The sequence below is a fragment of the Amycolatopsis sp. NBRC 101858 genome, assembly GCF_030269325.1.
Lineage (GTDB): Bacteria > Actinomycetota > Actinomycetes > Mycobacteriales > Pseudonocardiaceae > Amycolatopsis > Amycolatopsis ponsaeliensis.
In genome coordinates, this window is sequence record NZ_BSTD01000003.1 from 354,732 (window position 1) to 368,820 (window position 14,089).

General features: G+C 73.6%; 11 protein-coding genes. 2 read left to right on the plus strand and 9 right to left on the minus strand.

Features of this window, described 5'->3' with window-relative positions; genetic code table 11:
* Nucleotides 1–36: 36 nt before the first annotated feature.
* The 9 genes from QSK39_RS25050 to QSK39_RS25090 all read right to left on the minus strand — a co-directional run bounded on the left by QSK39_RS25050 (nucleotide 37) and on the right by QSK39_RS25090 (nucleotide 11,350).
* On the minus strand, nucleotides 37–636 hold the full coding sequence (locus tag QSK39_RS25050; RefSeq protein WP_285480271.1) for a DivIVA domain-containing protein: 600 nt from the start codon (nucleotides 634–636) through the stop codon (nucleotides 37–39).
* A 71-nt stretch (nucleotides 637–707) separates the two neighbouring features.
* Nucleotides 708–1,178, minus strand: a complete 471-nt coding sequence (locus tag QSK39_RS25055; RefSeq protein ID WP_285480272.1) for a CAP domain-containing protein — start codon at nucleotides 1,176–1,178, stop codon at nucleotides 708–710.
* Nucleotides 1,179–1,386: 208 nt separating this feature from the next.
* Nucleotides 1,387–3,756, minus strand: a complete 2,370-nt coding sequence (locus tag QSK39_RS25060; protein ID WP_285480273.1) for a penicillin acylase family protein — start codon at nucleotides 3,754–3,756, stop codon at nucleotides 1,387–1,389.
* A 78-nt stretch (nucleotides 3,757–3,834) separates the two neighbouring features.
* Nucleotides 3,835–4,653 carry a DUF3592 domain-containing protein gene (locus QSK39_RS25065; RefSeq protein ID WP_285480274.1) on the minus strand — a complete coding sequence of 273 codons (819 nt, stop codon included), beginning with the start codon at nucleotides 4,651–4,653 and terminating at the stop codon, nucleotides 3,835–3,837.
* Between the two features lie 9 nt (nucleotides 4,654–4,662).
* Nucleotides 4,663–5,190 (minus strand): hypothetical protein, encoded by a 528-nt coding sequence (locus QSK39_RS25070; protein ID WP_285480275.1) that lies wholly within the window; start codon nucleotides 5,188–5,190, stop codon nucleotides 4,663–4,665.
* Nucleotides 5,191–5,242: 52 nt separating this feature from the next.
* Nucleotides 5,243–8,206, minus strand: coding sequence for a tetratricopeptide repeat protein (locus QSK39_RS25075; protein ID WP_285480276.1), 2,964 nt, complete (start codon nucleotides 8,204–8,206; stop codon nucleotides 5,243–5,245).
* A gap of 1 nt (nucleotide 8,207) precedes the next feature.
* On the minus strand, nucleotides 8,208–9,218 hold the full coding sequence (locus QSK39_RS25080; RefSeq protein WP_285480277.1) for a hypothetical protein: 1,011 nt from the start codon (nucleotides 9,216–9,218) through the stop codon (nucleotides 8,208–8,210).
* Nucleotides 9,215–10,540, minus strand: a complete 1,326-nt coding sequence (locus QSK39_RS25085) for a hypothetical protein (RefSeq protein WP_285480278.1) — start codon at nucleotides 10,538–10,540, stop codon at nucleotides 9,215–9,217. Before QSK39_RS25085 ends, QSK39_RS25080 begins: the two co-directional genes overlap by 4 nt.
* Before the next feature lie 15 nt (nucleotides 10,541–10,555).
* A complete protein-coding gene (locus QSK39_RS25090; protein WP_285480279.1) occupies nucleotides 10,556–11,350 on the minus strand; it encodes a GntR family transcriptional regulator in 795 nt (264 codons plus the stop codon).
* A gap of 86 nt (nucleotides 11,351–11,436) precedes the next feature.
* On the opposite strand from QSK39_RS25090, the gene QSK39_RS25095 reads away from it, so the two are divergent.
* Together QSK39_RS25095 and QSK39_RS25100 are read left to right on the plus strand one after the other, a co-directional pair.
* Complete coding sequence (locus QSK39_RS25095; RefSeq protein ID WP_285480280.1) at nucleotides 11,437–12,306, plus strand: Cgl0159 family (beta/alpha)8-fold protein; 870 nt, start codon at nucleotides 11,437–11,439, stop codon at nucleotides 12,304–12,306.
* Nucleotides 12,307–12,341: 35 nt separating this feature from the next.
* Nucleotides 12,342–13,835 carry a CoA-acylating methylmalonate-semialdehyde dehydrogenase gene (locus tag QSK39_RS25100; protein WP_285480281.1) on the plus strand — a complete coding sequence of 498 codons (1,494 nt, stop codon included), beginning with the start codon at nucleotides 12,342–12,344 and terminating at the stop codon, nucleotides 13,833–13,835.
* Nucleotides 13,836–14,089: the final 254 nt, after the last annotated feature.

Here is a 14,089-nt window from a genome sequence, read left to right on the forward strand (position 1 = left end):
CTCCTCCCGGCCGGACCTCGGACTGTGTGTTCGGGGTCAGGCCGGCCCGGCCCGGCGTTCCGCCGCCCCACCGCGGCGGGTCACCCGGCGCGCGGGCTTCGGGGCGATCGGCTCGCCGTTCTCCTCGGCGTCGTCGGTGCTCGCTTCCGGTTCGCGCCCGTCCGCCGGCCCGCGGAGCGCGGCGATGGCTTCGGCGATCCGGTCGAGGTCGTCGGAGAGCTCGCGGTGCAGCGCCCGGACTTCGGCCGCCTCTTCTTCCGCGCGCGCGACGATCAGCCGGGCCTCGCGCTGGGCCTCGGCTTCCGCGGTCCGCCGGACGTCTTCGGCGTCCGCGACAGCACTGCGGGCGTCCGCGCGGATCTTCTCGGCGTCCTCCTCGGCCGCGGCCCGGATCGCCGCGGCCTCGGCTTCGGCGAGGCCGAGGATCTTTTCGATGCGCGCGCCGACCCCGGAGGCCGCCGGTTCCGCCGGTGGCCGCGGTTGCGGCACACCGCCTTCCGCGAACCGAGCCACCCGCTCCTGCAGCGCTTGGACGTACTCGTCGACCTGGTGGCGGTCGTACCCGCGCAGGACGACGGCGAACCGGACGGAGCTGTCCGCGGCCGCTTCGGACACCGTGATCGAGTCTTCCGCCATGCTTGGAGTGTCGTGAACCCGGCGCCCGCCAGCAAACCGGGACGCGCCAATGGCACCTTCGGATGAATTCCTCAGGCGCCGCGGGCGGTGCCGAAGTCCTGGGTCCAGTAGGTGCGCGCGCCGCCGAGGGTGTACCAGATGCCGATCTCGCGGAACGCGCAGTTGAGGATGTTCGCCTTGTGCGGCGGGCTGTTCATCCACCAGGTGACGACCTGCTGCGGAGTCCGCTGCCCGGCGGCGATGTTCTCGCCCCAGCGCTTCCACGGGTAGCCGGCGCCGGTGATCCGGTCGTCGGGGTTGTCGCCGGCGACGCCGGTGTGGCTCATGTACCGGTACTTCGCCATTTCGTCGGTGTGCACCTGCGCGGCCACCGTCAGCTGCCCGTTGCCGACGAGCGCGGGGCACCCGGCCTGCGCGCGGTACTTGTTCGTCTCCTGCAGTACCTGGACCGGGTAGGAGGTGGCGGCGTCCGCGGCCCCCGGTGCGACGACCGTTCCGGCGGCGGCCACGGTCAGGGCGACGGCGATTGTTCCGATGCGCATGGATTTCTCCCGGGTCGGATCACGAGGCTTCCGTCCATGATGGACAGATTGCCGGGGTGACCCGCAGCCACCGGATCCGGGCGTCCGGGTTGACCGGACGTGGCCCGCCGCGCGGGATTTCACGAGATGGGGACACCGTCCTCCGCCACTTCGGTGAATCGCGCCGGGATCACCCGGACGTCGCGTCACCTCGTGAAACCCCGGAGCGTCAGCCGGCCGGCTCCAGGCGGATCCGGACGTCCAGGTTCCGCTCGACCTCGCTCCGGCTGTACAGCAGCGGGAACGAGCCACCCGAGGCCCACAGGCCGTTCAGATCGCTGTAGTGCGGGCTGCGCGGGTCGCCGGACTGCCCCGGCGCGTTGATCGCCGCCGAGCCGTTCCAGTTGCCCACGTCCAGGGCCATCTTGAACGTCGCCCCGATGATCTGGGCGTAGGTCAGCGGGTGGAAGAACGACGGGTGGATCGTGTGGTAGTCGCCGCCGATCGGGGTCGGGCCGACGTTCGGGCCGCCCAGCGGGTGCTTGAACTCGTTGTGGTGCAGCGTCCCCCAGTGCCACGTCGACGGGTCGGGGCCGAGCTGGCCCGCCACGTCTCGGAACGCCACTGGCAGCGAGCTCAGGATCAGCTGGTCGCGCACCGCCGCGCCGTCCGGGCCGAGCCAGCCCGACGGGTCGCGGAAGGACGCGATGATCAGGCTGAAGTCGGGGTTGATCGTGCGGACCAGCGCGTCCGCCGCGGCCTGCGGCAGCACCGCGTGCGCCCACACGTAGTGCAGGTACTTCATGATCCACGTCTCGTACAGCGCGGCCGCCGGCGAATCCGCCGACGCGACGCCGTCCCAGCCGCGAAGCAGCTCCAGTGCCTTCGCCGTGTCCGGGTCCGAGGAGGACAGCCCGCGCACGAACTCGAGGAGCTGCGTGGCCGCCAACGACTTCTCGTCCTTCTGCAGCGCCAGGGAATCGGCGACGGTCGCGCCCGGGCGGGACTCGATCAGCTCGTCGATGCGCTGCTTGCGGTACGGGAGCTGCCATTCGTAGTTGGACACCACCGGGTGACCCGGCGGGATGTTGAAGTCGTTGGCCGAAGCGAAATACCCGGACGGCGGGTTGTACTGGCCGGGCAGCTCGCTGTTCGCGTAGAAACCGTTCCAGTCGTAGCGGCCGTCACCGGGGACCGGCAGCAGGCCGTCGTAGCCGGCACCCGTGCGACGCGGCGTCAGCCCGGCCGGGACGTAGCCGATGTTCCCGCGCACGTCGGCGTAGGCCAGGTTCGAGCCCGGCGTGCCCCAGTTCCGCATGCCCGCGGTGAACTCGCGGAAGTTCGTGGCGCGCTGGTAGTTCAGGCTGCCCAGGTACGCACTGGCGCCCGGCTGCGTCCACGCCGTGCGGACCGCGAACGCCCGGTGCGCCGCCTCGTCGACCTTGACGACCGGGCCGTGCCGGGTGAAGGACAGCTCCTTCGTGACCGGCGTGCCGCCGCGCACCGCGATGGGTTCGGCGACCGTGGTCATCCGCTCCCAGCCGTTGCCGTAGCGATAGCGCGTCGGGTCGTTCGGGTCGAGGTCGTAGACGTAGAGGTCGGTCTGGTCGATCGGCAGGTTCGTCAGGCCGAACGCGATGTTTTCGTTGTGCCCGATGGCGATCCCCGGGTTCCACGGCTCGCCCGCGCCGGCCAGGTTCAGCCCGGGCGCCGACAGCTGCGCGACGTACCGGCCCGACGGCAGGGCGTCCGCGCCGCGGTGCGGGTCGTTGGCCAGGATCGGCCGGCCCGACGCCGTCCGGCCCGGCCCGATCGCCCAGGCGTTGCTGCCGGCGGTCGCGTCGGCGATGTCCTTGGTCTCGGTCCGGAAGCCGCTCCCGGTGAAGTTCACCGCGGCGGTGGCGAGGTCGTACACCTTGAGCACGTCGTCCGGCACGGAGCACGGGTCGAGGCCGGCGGGCACCGCCGCCTCGTGGTCCGGGTGCAGGGACCGCAGGTAGCGGCTCGCGCCGGGGCCGGCCAGGCAGACGAGCTTCGCGCGGGCGACCTCCCACATCAGGTTCTCCCCGATGGCGTGCGTGCGGATCCGCACCACGTCCTGCGGGCGCCAGCGGGCGGGCTGGTAGCCGAGCTTGGCGAACTCCGGCGGAACGGCGGCGGGGTTGCGGCCCAGCCAGTCGACGTAGGAGTTGATGCCCTCGGCGAACCGGGTGGCGGCGAGCCTGCCCTCCGGACCGTAGGACGCCCACTCGGCGTCCATGTCGCCGCGGTAGAGGAACAGCCGGGCGGCCCGGTCCTGCTCCACATAGGACGGACCGAGCACCTCGCTGAGCTGCCCGAGACCACGGCGGCGCCAGGTGTCGATCTGGAACAGCCGGTCGCGGGCGATGTTGAAGCCCTGCGCGAAGAAGAGGTCACTGGTGTCGGCCGCGTAGATGTGCGGCACACCCCACTTGTCGACGAGCAGGTCGACCGGCCGGTGCAGGCCGGCGGCCGCATATCTCGGCCCGGTCGCGGCCACCGCGCCCGGAACCGGCGACAGGCAGAGCACGACCAAAGCGAGGATCAGGCCGCGGAAGACCGGCCGGCGTCGGGCCATGGTGCTCTCCTCGTTCGGGAGTCGGGTCCGGGTTCGTCCGATATGTCTACCGGCCGCCGGCGCGGTCCCACGAGCCCCTTAGGGGTCAGCCGTCCCCGCCGGTTCCACCAGCACGTTTTCCGGGTCCTGCGGGTCGTACCGCACGGTCACCGCCGAGCCGCGCGACGGCGACTGGAACAACGACGTCACCATCGTCGCCACCACCGTGCGCTCCCCCGTCTCCGTCGCGAACCGGACGTGGACGACGAACCGCGGGTTGCCCATCACCCAGACGTTGGTGAACTCGGCGTGCACCACGTGCCCGGTGACCCGCCGCCCCCGCTGACGCAGCGCCCCCTCCCGGTCCTGTGCCTCCGCCTCGCGCAGGAACGCCCGCAGCAGCACCACGATCAGCACCAGCGCGACCAGCGCGGCCACCGCCGGCACCAGGTACGGCTCGTAGTAGACGACCCAGTCCACATCGGACCAGGGCTCGGCCTTCCCGTCGAGGAACGGGAGCCGCTGCCCCACCGACTCCGGCGGGGTCCACGACGGGATCGCGACGCCGCTGCCCAGTGCCACGCCCAGTGCCGCCGTCAGCGAGCCCGCCCGGAAGCCGAGGCCGACGCCGTTCAGCGACAGCCCGCCGCCCCACAGCATCGCGAACCCCAGTGACGAGGCCACCGTGACCGCCACGCTGAAGAACAGCACCAGCGATGCCGCCGAGCCCGCCCCGGCCCCCCACGCGTCGAGGCGGTTCAGCGACATCAGCCGGAAGTTGTCCAGGATCCCGAGCGACCCGGACCAGCCCGCGGCGGCCCAGGCGAGCGTCGTCGGGATCCCGAGCAGCCACAGCCCGCGCCCGGTCCGGCGGCCCGGCCGCGGCGGGTCCGCGAGCCCGGGAACGAATCCGAACACCGCGGCCGCCTAGTCGATCGGGCCGAACACGGCGACCTTCGCCGGGTCGGCCGGGTCGACGCGGGCCTCGTGCCGGGTGCCGGGCGCGTACTGCTGGATCGTCGCCTGCGGCGTGATCAGCCGGGTCACCGTCCGGTAGGTGCTGCCGCCGGCGCGGGTGACCTCCAGCGTCGCCGTGTACTGCGCCTGCCCGGCGATCGTCCGGCCGGTCGGCTCCAGGGCGCGGATCACCAGCGTGGCCGGCTCGCACGTGTCGTACAGCCGCCGCAGTTCGGTGCCGTAGGCCTGCAGCTCCTGCTGCTGGCGCAGCTGCTCCTCCGGCGGGAGCGCCATGAACGCCGCCATGTCCGGGTCGGCGGTCAGGCCCCGCAACGCCTGCGCGGCCGGCTGCGGCGTCGGCAGCTGCGGCGTGATGTCGTGCCCCTGCGCCGCCGCGGCCTGCCGGAACTGCTCCGCGTGCTGCCGGAAGTCCTGCGCGCCGCGGGCCATACCCTGCTGCGTGGCCTCGTCGACCTTCTCGCGGATCTTCTTGAACATCGGTCCCGCCCTTCGCTGTGTGGTGTGCACACAGCTTCCGGCGGGCCGGCCGCTACCGAACCCAGGTTTGCCCGTCGTCGGAGGCATCGAGGCAGGTCAGCGCCGCCCAGAAGACCGGCGAGCGAGCCGGCTCGGGCCGTTCGCGCCACCGCGCGAGCCGGGTCCGCTGCCACGCGCAGAGCTCGGCGACCGGGTCGTCGCCGGCCAGCGCCGTGTCGACGGCGATCACCAGCTCGGCCATCGGGTCCGCGCCCGGCACCGCCGCCGACGTCGGCAGCGCCCACACCGTCGCGGCCACCAGCCGGGCCCCGGCCGCGACCGCCGCGAGCAGCACGCCGAACGGCTCGGGCAGCCCGAAGTCGCTCGCGCTGGCGCAGCCGATCAGGGCCACGCGCGCCGGCATCGCGTCCACTTCGGACAGTGCGAGGTCCGCGGCGGTGAAGGGCCGGTGCGCGCCGATCGGCTCGGCCGTGCCGGGCAGCTCGGCCGCACAGGACAGGTGCAGCGCGGTCTGCGCGCCGTGGTCGTCGCGGACCCGGCTGACGTGCCCGACGAACACCAGCCGTGAACAGGGCTCGGCCAGCAGCCGCGCGAGCAGCCGCCGGTCGGTGTCGGTGCGGCGGACCAGGTCGAGGCCCCGCGCGGCGGACGGCCGGACCGGCCCCTCGGCGAGCCGCGAGTCCAGGTGGCGGATCAGCGGCGACGCCGCGTCCTGCTTGCCGAGCACCGAGCCCAGCTCGCCGAACGCGCTCTGGCCGGGGATCCGCGGGTCGAGCAGGTAGCAGGGCGGCCCGGGCGGCGCCGGGGGACGGCGCGGGATCCCGACGGGCGCCAGCAGCGAGACGTCGGCGACGTCGAGGACGCGCTCGTCACCGTCGAAGCACCCGCCTTCCTCGCCGGGGCCGAGCACGCGGTCCGGGCGCCGGTCGGGCAGCGCGACCAGCCCCCACGGCACCGCGGCGAGGCTCGGCGACGGCTGGACGCGCAGCAGCGGACGCCGTCCGCCGGCGGCGGCCTCCCGCAGGCGCGCGACGAGATCGGCCGGCAGCAGGTTCAGGCCGAGGACCCGGGCCAGCCGTTGTTCGCCGGTGAAGGCGGCCAGAGCCCGTCCGACGGCGTCGGGGACGCTCTCGCCCTCGTGCGGCGTCGGGGACGCGGCGTCCAGGTACTCGCGCGCTGTCGCGACCAGGGCGGCGTCGACCGGGTGGGTGTGGACGGTGTCGAGGTCGGCGGTGGTCCGCCAGGTGAGGTAGGTGTGCCCGGCATCGGCGTACCGCAGGAGGAACGTCTCCCTTTCGGTCGCCGGCCAGGTGCACACCGCCGGGGTCTCCGGCCGCGACGTGCGATACCGCTCGGCGGCGACGTCGAGCCAGCGGTCGAGTTCCATCGGCGAGTCCGGGGACCACCGCAGAGCGGGCGGCGGGGCCAGGCGCAGCGGCAGCGACGACGTGACGGTGCCCAGCGCGGCGAGCGGAAGGCGGTCGCCGGCGAGCGCCACCTCGAGCGCGGGAACCGTCCCGGTCAGGTCGACGGCCGCTGCCCCGCCCGCGGTGTAGGCGCCGACGGCACAGGTGCGTTCGACCAGCTCCGCCGCCAGTCTCGGCTCCCGCAGCCGGGCCAGCACCGCCATCAGCAGTTCGGTCGCCGGCCCCGCGACGTCGCGGGCCCACGCCGTGCGGGCCCGCGGCGACGAGAACTCGAACCGGTAATCCGCGGCCGCGAGCGCCAGCGGCAGCAGCAGGTCCAGCAACGCGCGCGGGTCATCACCACGCGCGTAGCCGATCGTGGCCGCGACGAAGTCCGTGTGCAGGCATTCCAGCCACTCACCGGACGCGCGTGCCGATTCCCGCGCTCGCGTCACGTGCTCCTCGGCGGTCGCCCAGTCGCCTTCCGCCGCGGCGCAGCGGGCCAGCGCCACGTCGAGCCGGCGCAGCCCGGGCCGGTCGTCGTGGGCGGTCCAGATCCTGCCCGCGTGCTCGAACTGGTCCCGCGCCTGCCGGACGTCGCCACTGAGCATCAGCACCGTCCCCAGCGCGTGACTCGCCTCCGCGACGTCACCGGTCGCGCCCGCCGCCGCGAGGTCGTCTCGGGCGGCGACGATCGCCGCGACCGCCCCCGGGAAGTCGCCGGCCGACGCACGGTCGGCGGCCAGGTCGATGGCGTACTTGGCGGCGTGGTTCGCGGTGAGCCGGACCAGGTCGGCGCGCGCGTCGGCGTCTTGGCCGCCCGCGCGGCGAAGGCGGGCGCGTTCGGCCTGGGCCATCGCCCGCAGGGAAGCCACCCGGTCGCCGTCCCCGTCCAGCGCTCCCAGGATCTTCTCGAGCGCGGTCAGTGCCCCGGCCGGGTCGCCGGCGGCCACCTGGACGCGCACCTCGAGGATCCGCAGCTCCAGCTCGTCGGTGCCGTGCGGGTCGAGCAGCTCGGGCGGGTACTGCTCCGGGCCGGCCGCCTTCCGCAGGGCCGCCCGGTGCCGCTGTCCCGCGATCAGCGCACGCGCCCGCGCGACGTCACCGTCCTCGGTGGACAGGGAGATCAGCACGCGATCGGCCACCTCGCGGGAACCTTCGACCATCCGCAGCTCGGCGTACTGTCCGAAGTGGACAGCCGCGGCCGCGCTCACCCGGAAGGCGGCGAGGACGGCTTCGGCGCACTGCCGGGCGTTGCGCAGGTCGCCCGCGGAGTAGCAGACACCTGCCAGGTCACTGACGGCGGCGAGTTCGAAGTCGCTCCGGTCGAGCCGCTGCGCGAGCTGCCGCAGCCGGCCGTAAGCCCGGTGTGCGCCGGCGATGTCCCGCGCCGCGGCGAGCCTTTTGGCCTCCTGCTGGATCTCGACGGCTTCGCCGAGCAGCCGCTGGTACTCGGCCTCGGTGAGGGAACACGCGGGCAGTTCGCCGTAGCGGGCCGGGTCCAGGCCGAAGTGCTCGGCGACGCACCGGCAGTTGTAGCCGTGCGAACTCGCCCCGGCCAGCTCGTCCGGCACCGGCGGGTGCAGCGGCGGCGGCATGCCGACGAGCACGTCAGAACTCCCCGTCGGTGGCCGCGCGCTCGGCCAGCGTCCGGGCCCCCGGGGGCAGCGCCTCGCGCGCCCGCACGAGCGACACGACCTCCGCCCGGTCGGCCTCGGTCGTCCCACCGACCTCCTCGGCCGTCACGCCGACGACGAGTCCGAAGTGGACGGAAGGCGCGGCCGCCAGGTCGACGGCACCGGCGAACCGCCCGGCACCCAGGTGCAGGGGAACCTCCGCGACCACTTCGCCGTCGCGGGTCGCGAACGCGGACAGCGTCGCGTCGGCGAACGCCCCGGCGACCTCGACCTCGAGGCGGGTGACCGTGGGCGCCGCGACGACCCGCCAGGTCACGGTGTCTTCGGCGGCGTCGAGGACACCCGGCGGCACCCGAGCCCAGTCGACGCTCGCCCGGCCCTCGGCCACGACGCCCTCCTCGGACGCACCGGAACCGGCTCCCGCGGCCAGGGCGTACGCGCGCTGCCCCGGCATCACGGCGGCCGCCAGCCGGGCCGCGGCTTCGGCGCGCACGACGTCGTCCTGCTCGTCGAACCACGCCGACAACCGTGTGCAGAGGCCACGGACTTCGTCGGCGACAGGTGTCGCGGTGAGCCCTTCGACGGCGGCGTCGAACAGTTCTCCCGGCGTGGCTTCGAAGCCGTCGAGCATCCCTTCGGCCACGTTCTCCACCATCGTGGTGGCGACCGCGGCTTCGAGGTCGAGCAGCGCCGGATCCAGCGACGGAATCCCGAGCGCCGCGCTCGCGGGCCACCACCGGCGGGCCCACAGCAGCAGCGCGAGGGTGGCCACTTCGGGCCGGGCGGGGACGTCGACGTGGCCGGACGTGAGGGCGTCGAGAGCGTGGTCGGCGCCGACGAGCCGGGTCAGCCACGGTTCCGCGGCCGCGGCGTCGGTGAGTTCGACCCGCATCGCGCCGGGCACGCCGGCGAGCAGGTCGGCGAGGGCGAAGCGGACGAGGCCGCCGTCCGCCGCGACGACGGGGGTGTGCACCGGGTGCGTCACGAGACGGCCTCCAGGTCCGGCAGGCGGGCCACGAGCGCACGCCGCACCTTCGTCCGCAGATCCAGCGAGGTCGACCGGACGACGCCGGAGACGAGGTCACGCACGTCCGCGGCGTCGGCCGGGACGTCACCGCGGACGTCGAAGCCGTGCAGGCGGATCCACAGCCGGCCGAGGAACTGCTTCCCGAACTCCCGCAGCTCGCGCACCAGCTCGGCGTCGGGACGCGGGGTGAGCGGTGTGGTGCCGGCCAGCGCCCGGCGAGCGTGGAGGACATACCCCTCGCGCGCGACCTGGGCGTTGAGCTGCCGGGCGAAGGCCGGCGCGGATCCGGGCGCGACGCCGTCGAGCGGCCGGAGGGCGGGCGCGAGGACGACCCCGAGCGCGAAGCAGGTGGCCAGGGCGGGCAAGCCGAGCCCGAACCCGGCCACGACGCGGCGGGCTTCGTCGTCGACGAGGTCGGCGACGTCACCCCGGTCGCCGGCGGGGAGTCGCCGCAGGGTGGCGCGCACACGCCGTTCGACGCTGCGCTCGAGGAGTTCGGGGCCGGCTTCGTCCTGCCGGCGCAGCGGCGGGACGGCGGTGCGATCCCCGCGCTGCAGGCCGAGATCCGGGACCGGTGAGCCGGAAACGGCTTCGGCGGCCCGGGCGAGCGCGCCGGCTCCCCCGGGCCGGCGCAGCGCCAAGCCGAGGGCGTGCCCCGCGGCGGATCCGGCCAGCCACGCGGCATCGGTGGGGGTCTCGGCGAGCGCGCCGAGCAGCACCGCGGCTTGCTGCGGGGCCAGAGCGGCGTCGGTGTGCCAGCGGCGGTGCAGCTCCGCGGTCAGGTCCGCGGCCGCCCGGGGATCGGCGAGATACGCGGTCAGCTGCGCGACGCCGGCTTCGTCGCCTTCGCCGTGCAGCTCGCGCAGCGCGGATGCGGCGGTCTCCGGCGCTTCCGGTCCCGGCATGCCGAAGCTCGTCGCCAGCTCGTACGCCAAGGGGAAGCAGACGTCCTGGACGTTGCCCGTGGTGATGCGCAGGGCCCGGCGCTGCCGCTTCAGGTGCCCGAACCACGCGGCGGTCGCCCGCAATCGCGGCGCGTCGGCGAGGAGCAGGCCGGTGAGCTCATTCGCCGCGGCGGGCTCCAGCAGCGGCCGGCCCAGCTTCGGCCGGGCCGCGGTCCGCACCACGAGCGGGTCGATGATCTTCTTGACGGTGCGGGTCAGCGGGCCGCCGTCCGCGGCCGACAGGACCTCGACGCCGGCGATCCGGTGCCAGGCCGCCGCGAGGACGGCCGAGCGCAGCCGGGGCTTGCCCGATCCCGTCACCGCCACCCCCGCCACGAACGCACCTTACGGCTACTGAGGTCCGTTGGTCAGCGAAAGGTTGAACGTGTAGCGGGACGCGCGGTAGACGTGCCAGCCGTACTCGACCACGCGGCCCGTGTCGTCGTACGTCGTGCGCTGCATGGTCAGCAGGGCCGCTCCCGGCGGCTCGTCCAGCAGCTGCGCGTCCTCTTCGGTCGCCAGCCGGGCGCCGATGTGCTGCTCCGCCGCGTGCAGGCGGATCCCCGCCGAGCGCAGGAGCTGGTAGAGGCCCTTGTCGCGCAGTTCCTCGTCCGTCGGGTCGATGACGCCGTCGGGCAGGTAGTTGTTCATCAGGGCCAGGGGCTCGCCGTCGGTCGAGCGGATGCGGGTCAGCCGCCGCACCCGCGTCAGGCCCGGGGCCTCCAGCAGTTCGGCCACCTCGGCGTCGGCGTCCGCCACGCTGTTGGCCAGCACCCGCGACTCCGGCTTGCCGCCGAGCCCGGCGAGGTCGTCGAACAGGCTGCTCAGGCGCAGCGGGCGCGCCACCTTCGTCCGGACGACCTGGGTACCGACCCCGCGCCGCCGCACCAGCAGGCCCTGGTTGACCAGCGTCTGGATCGCCTGGCGGACGGTCGGGCGCGAAAGCCGCAGGCTCGCCGCCAGGTCCACCTCGTTGCCCAGCCGGGCGCCCGCGGGCAGGCGGCCGTCCTCGATCGCGGCGTGCAGCTGCTGCGAGACCTGGTGGTACAGCGGCTCCGGGCTGCCGGGGTCCAGCACGATCTCCCGGCCGGGATCCCAGGCCGGGTACGTGACGTCCACGCGGGACGACGGCGGCGGGGTGCTCATCAGCGGAAGCGTACCGTCACTCGGCCGGATGACCGTATGTCCATATGTCTTGACAAAGTCCGCCGGGCGCTGGCATCGTCGATCGCGTGACGGACATGGTGCGGCGGATCGTCGCCAAGCGAGTGCACGACCCGGGCGCGGTCGCCGAGGCGGCGGCGAGCCGCGTGCGGGCCGAGTCGCCCTTCAACGACAAGGGCCGCACGATGATCATCGCCGCGGACCACCCCGCCCGCGGCGCCATCGCCGTCGGCGGCAACCCCACGGCGATGGCGAACCGGGGCGAACTGCTGGAGCGGCTGTGCCTGGCGCTCGAACGCCCCGGCGTCACCGGCGTGCTGGGGACCGCGGACATCCTCGACGACCTGCTGCTGCTCGGCGTGCTCGACGGCAAGACGGTCATCGGGTCGATGAACCGCACGGGGCTGGCCGGGTCGAGTTTCGAGATCGACGACCGCTTCGCCTGCTACGACGCCGAATCGATCGAACGGATGCGGTTCGACGGGGGCAAGACCCTCACCCGCATCTGCCTCGACGACCCGGCCACGCCGGGCGTCCTGGAGAACACCGCGAAAGCGGTCAACGAACTGGCCGACCGCAAGCTCGTCGCGCTGGTCGAGCCGTTCCTGTCCCGGTGGACCGACGGACGCCTCAAGAACGACCTCTCCCCCGAGGCCGTCATCAAGTCGATCACGATCGCCGCCGGGCTCGGCCGCTCGTCGGCCTACACCTGGCTCAAGCTCCCCGTGGTGGACGAGATGGAGCGCGTACTCGCGTCGTCGACCCTGCCGGCCGTCCTGCTCGGCGGTGAGGTCACCGACCCGGACGCGGCCTTCGCGGCGTGGCAGCGCGCGCTCACCCAGCCGACCGTGCAAGGCCTGGTCGTGGGGCGTTCGCTGCTCTACCCGCACGACGGCGACGTCGCCAAGGCCGTCGACACCGCGGTGGGCCTGTTGTGACCACCCGGATTCAGCACACTACCCGTGGGAGCACCGTGAACACCGTCGAACACTGGATCAACGGCACCGCCACGTCCGCGGGCTCGACCCGCACGGCGCCCGTCTACGACCCGGCCACCGGGAAGCAGCAGGCCTCGGTCCTGCTCGCCGAAGCGTCCGATGTGGACACCGCCGTAGCGGCCGCGGGCAAGGCCTTCGAAGCGTGGGGCGACTCCTCGCTTTCCCAGCGCACCAAGGTGATGTTCGCCTTCCGCGAGCTGCTGGTGAAACACGAAGACGAGCTCGCCCGGATCATCTCCGGCGAACACGGCAAGGTCGTCGAGGACGCCCGCGGCGAGATCGTGCGCGGCCGCGAGGTGGTCGAGTACGCGTGCGGCATCGCCGACGCGCTCAAGGGCAGCTTCTCCGACCAGGTCTCCCGCGACGTCGACGTGCACGACTTCCGGCAGCCGCTCGGTGTCGTCGCCGGGATCACGCCGTTCAACTTCCCGATCATGGTCCCGCTGTGGATGCACCCGGTGGCGATCGCGACCGGCAACACGTTCGTCCTCAAGCCGAGCGAGCGCGACCCGTCGGCGTCGAACTTCGTCGCGCAGCTCTACGCCGAGGCCGGGCTGCCCGACGGCGTGTTCAACGTCGTGCACGGCGACAAGGTCGCGGTCGACGCGATCCTGGACCACCCCGACATCGCCGCGGTGTCGTTCGTCGGCTCGACCCCGATCGCCAAGTACGTGCACGAGCGCGGGACCGCGGCCGGCAAGCGCGTCCAGGCCCTCGGCGGGGCGAAGAACCACGCGGTCGTCCTGCCCGACGCCGATCTGGAGTACGCCGCGAACCAGCTGACCGCCGCCGCGTTCGGCTCGGCCGGGCAGCGGTGCATGGCGATCTCGGTCGGCGTGGCCGTCGGCGCGGCCGGCGACAAGCTGGTCGAGATCCTCGAGCGCAAGGCCCGCGAGATCAGGGTCGGTCCCGGCAGCGACCCGGCCAGCGACATGGGCCCGGTGGTCACCGAGGCCGCCCGCGAGCGCGTGGTGAACGCCGTCGCGCGGGGCGCGGAGCAGGGCGCGTCGGTGGTGGTCGACGGCCGCGGGCTGACGGTCGGCGGGTACGAGGAAGGCTTCTTCGTCGGGCCGTCCCTGCTGGACGACGTCACCACGGACATGCAGGCGTACCGCGAGGAGATCTTCGGCCCGGTGCTGGCGATCGTCCGCGCGGAGACCGTAGCCGAGGCGATCGCGATCATCAACGCCAACCCGTACGGCAACGGCACAGCGATCTTCACCGCCGGCGGCGAGGCGGCGCGCAGGTTCCAGCGCGAGGTCAAGGTCGGCATGATCGGCATCAACGTGCCGATCCCGGTCCCGATGTCGTACTACTCCTTCGGCGGCTGGAAGGACTCCCTGATCGGCGACAGCCCCATCCACGGCCCGGCAGGAGTCACTTTCTACACGCGCGCAAAGGTGGTCACGACGCGCTGGCCCCACACGACGACCCCGGCCGCGGCGTTCACGTTCCCCACCTCCAGCTGAACAAGCGGCGCGGGACGCCGCCCGGCACCTCGGTGGCCTGCAAGCCGAACCCGGGGTCCCGGAGCAGCGAATCCCGACGACCGCTGAAGTTCGGCTGCCGGCCCAGCACGTGCAGACACTGCACGGACCCAACTCCCGGCGGCTGGGCCCCGCCCAGAAGCTCCGCGGCGAAACTTCGAGCACCCCTAACCCGCACTCAGCAGGCACACCCGGTGCGGCCCGGAACTGCGGGCCGTCGAAAACCTGTGCAACGA

Bases quoted from the DNA above. Each gene is read 5' to 3' on its own strand.
- QSK39_RS25050 (WP_285480271.1), bottom strand. From the start codon at position 636: ATGGCGGAAGACTCGATCACGGTGTCCGAAGCGGCCGCGGACAGCTCC.
- QSK39_RS25055 (WP_285480272.1), bottom strand. From the start codon at position 1,178: ATGCGCATCGGAACAATCGCCGTCGCCCTGACCGTGGCCGCCGCCGGA.
- QSK39_RS25060 (WP_285480273.1), bottom strand. From the start codon at position 3,756: ATGGCCCGACGCCGGCCGGTCTTCCGCGGCCTGATCCTCGCTTTGGTC.
- QSK39_RS25070 (WP_285480275.1), bottom strand. From the start codon at position 5,190: ATGTTCAAGAAGATCCGCGAGAAGGTCGACGAGGCCACGCAGCAGGGT.
- QSK39_RS25090 (WP_285480279.1), bottom strand. From the start codon at position 11,350: ATGAGCACCCCGCCGCCGTCGTCCCGCGTGGACGTCACGTACCCGGCC.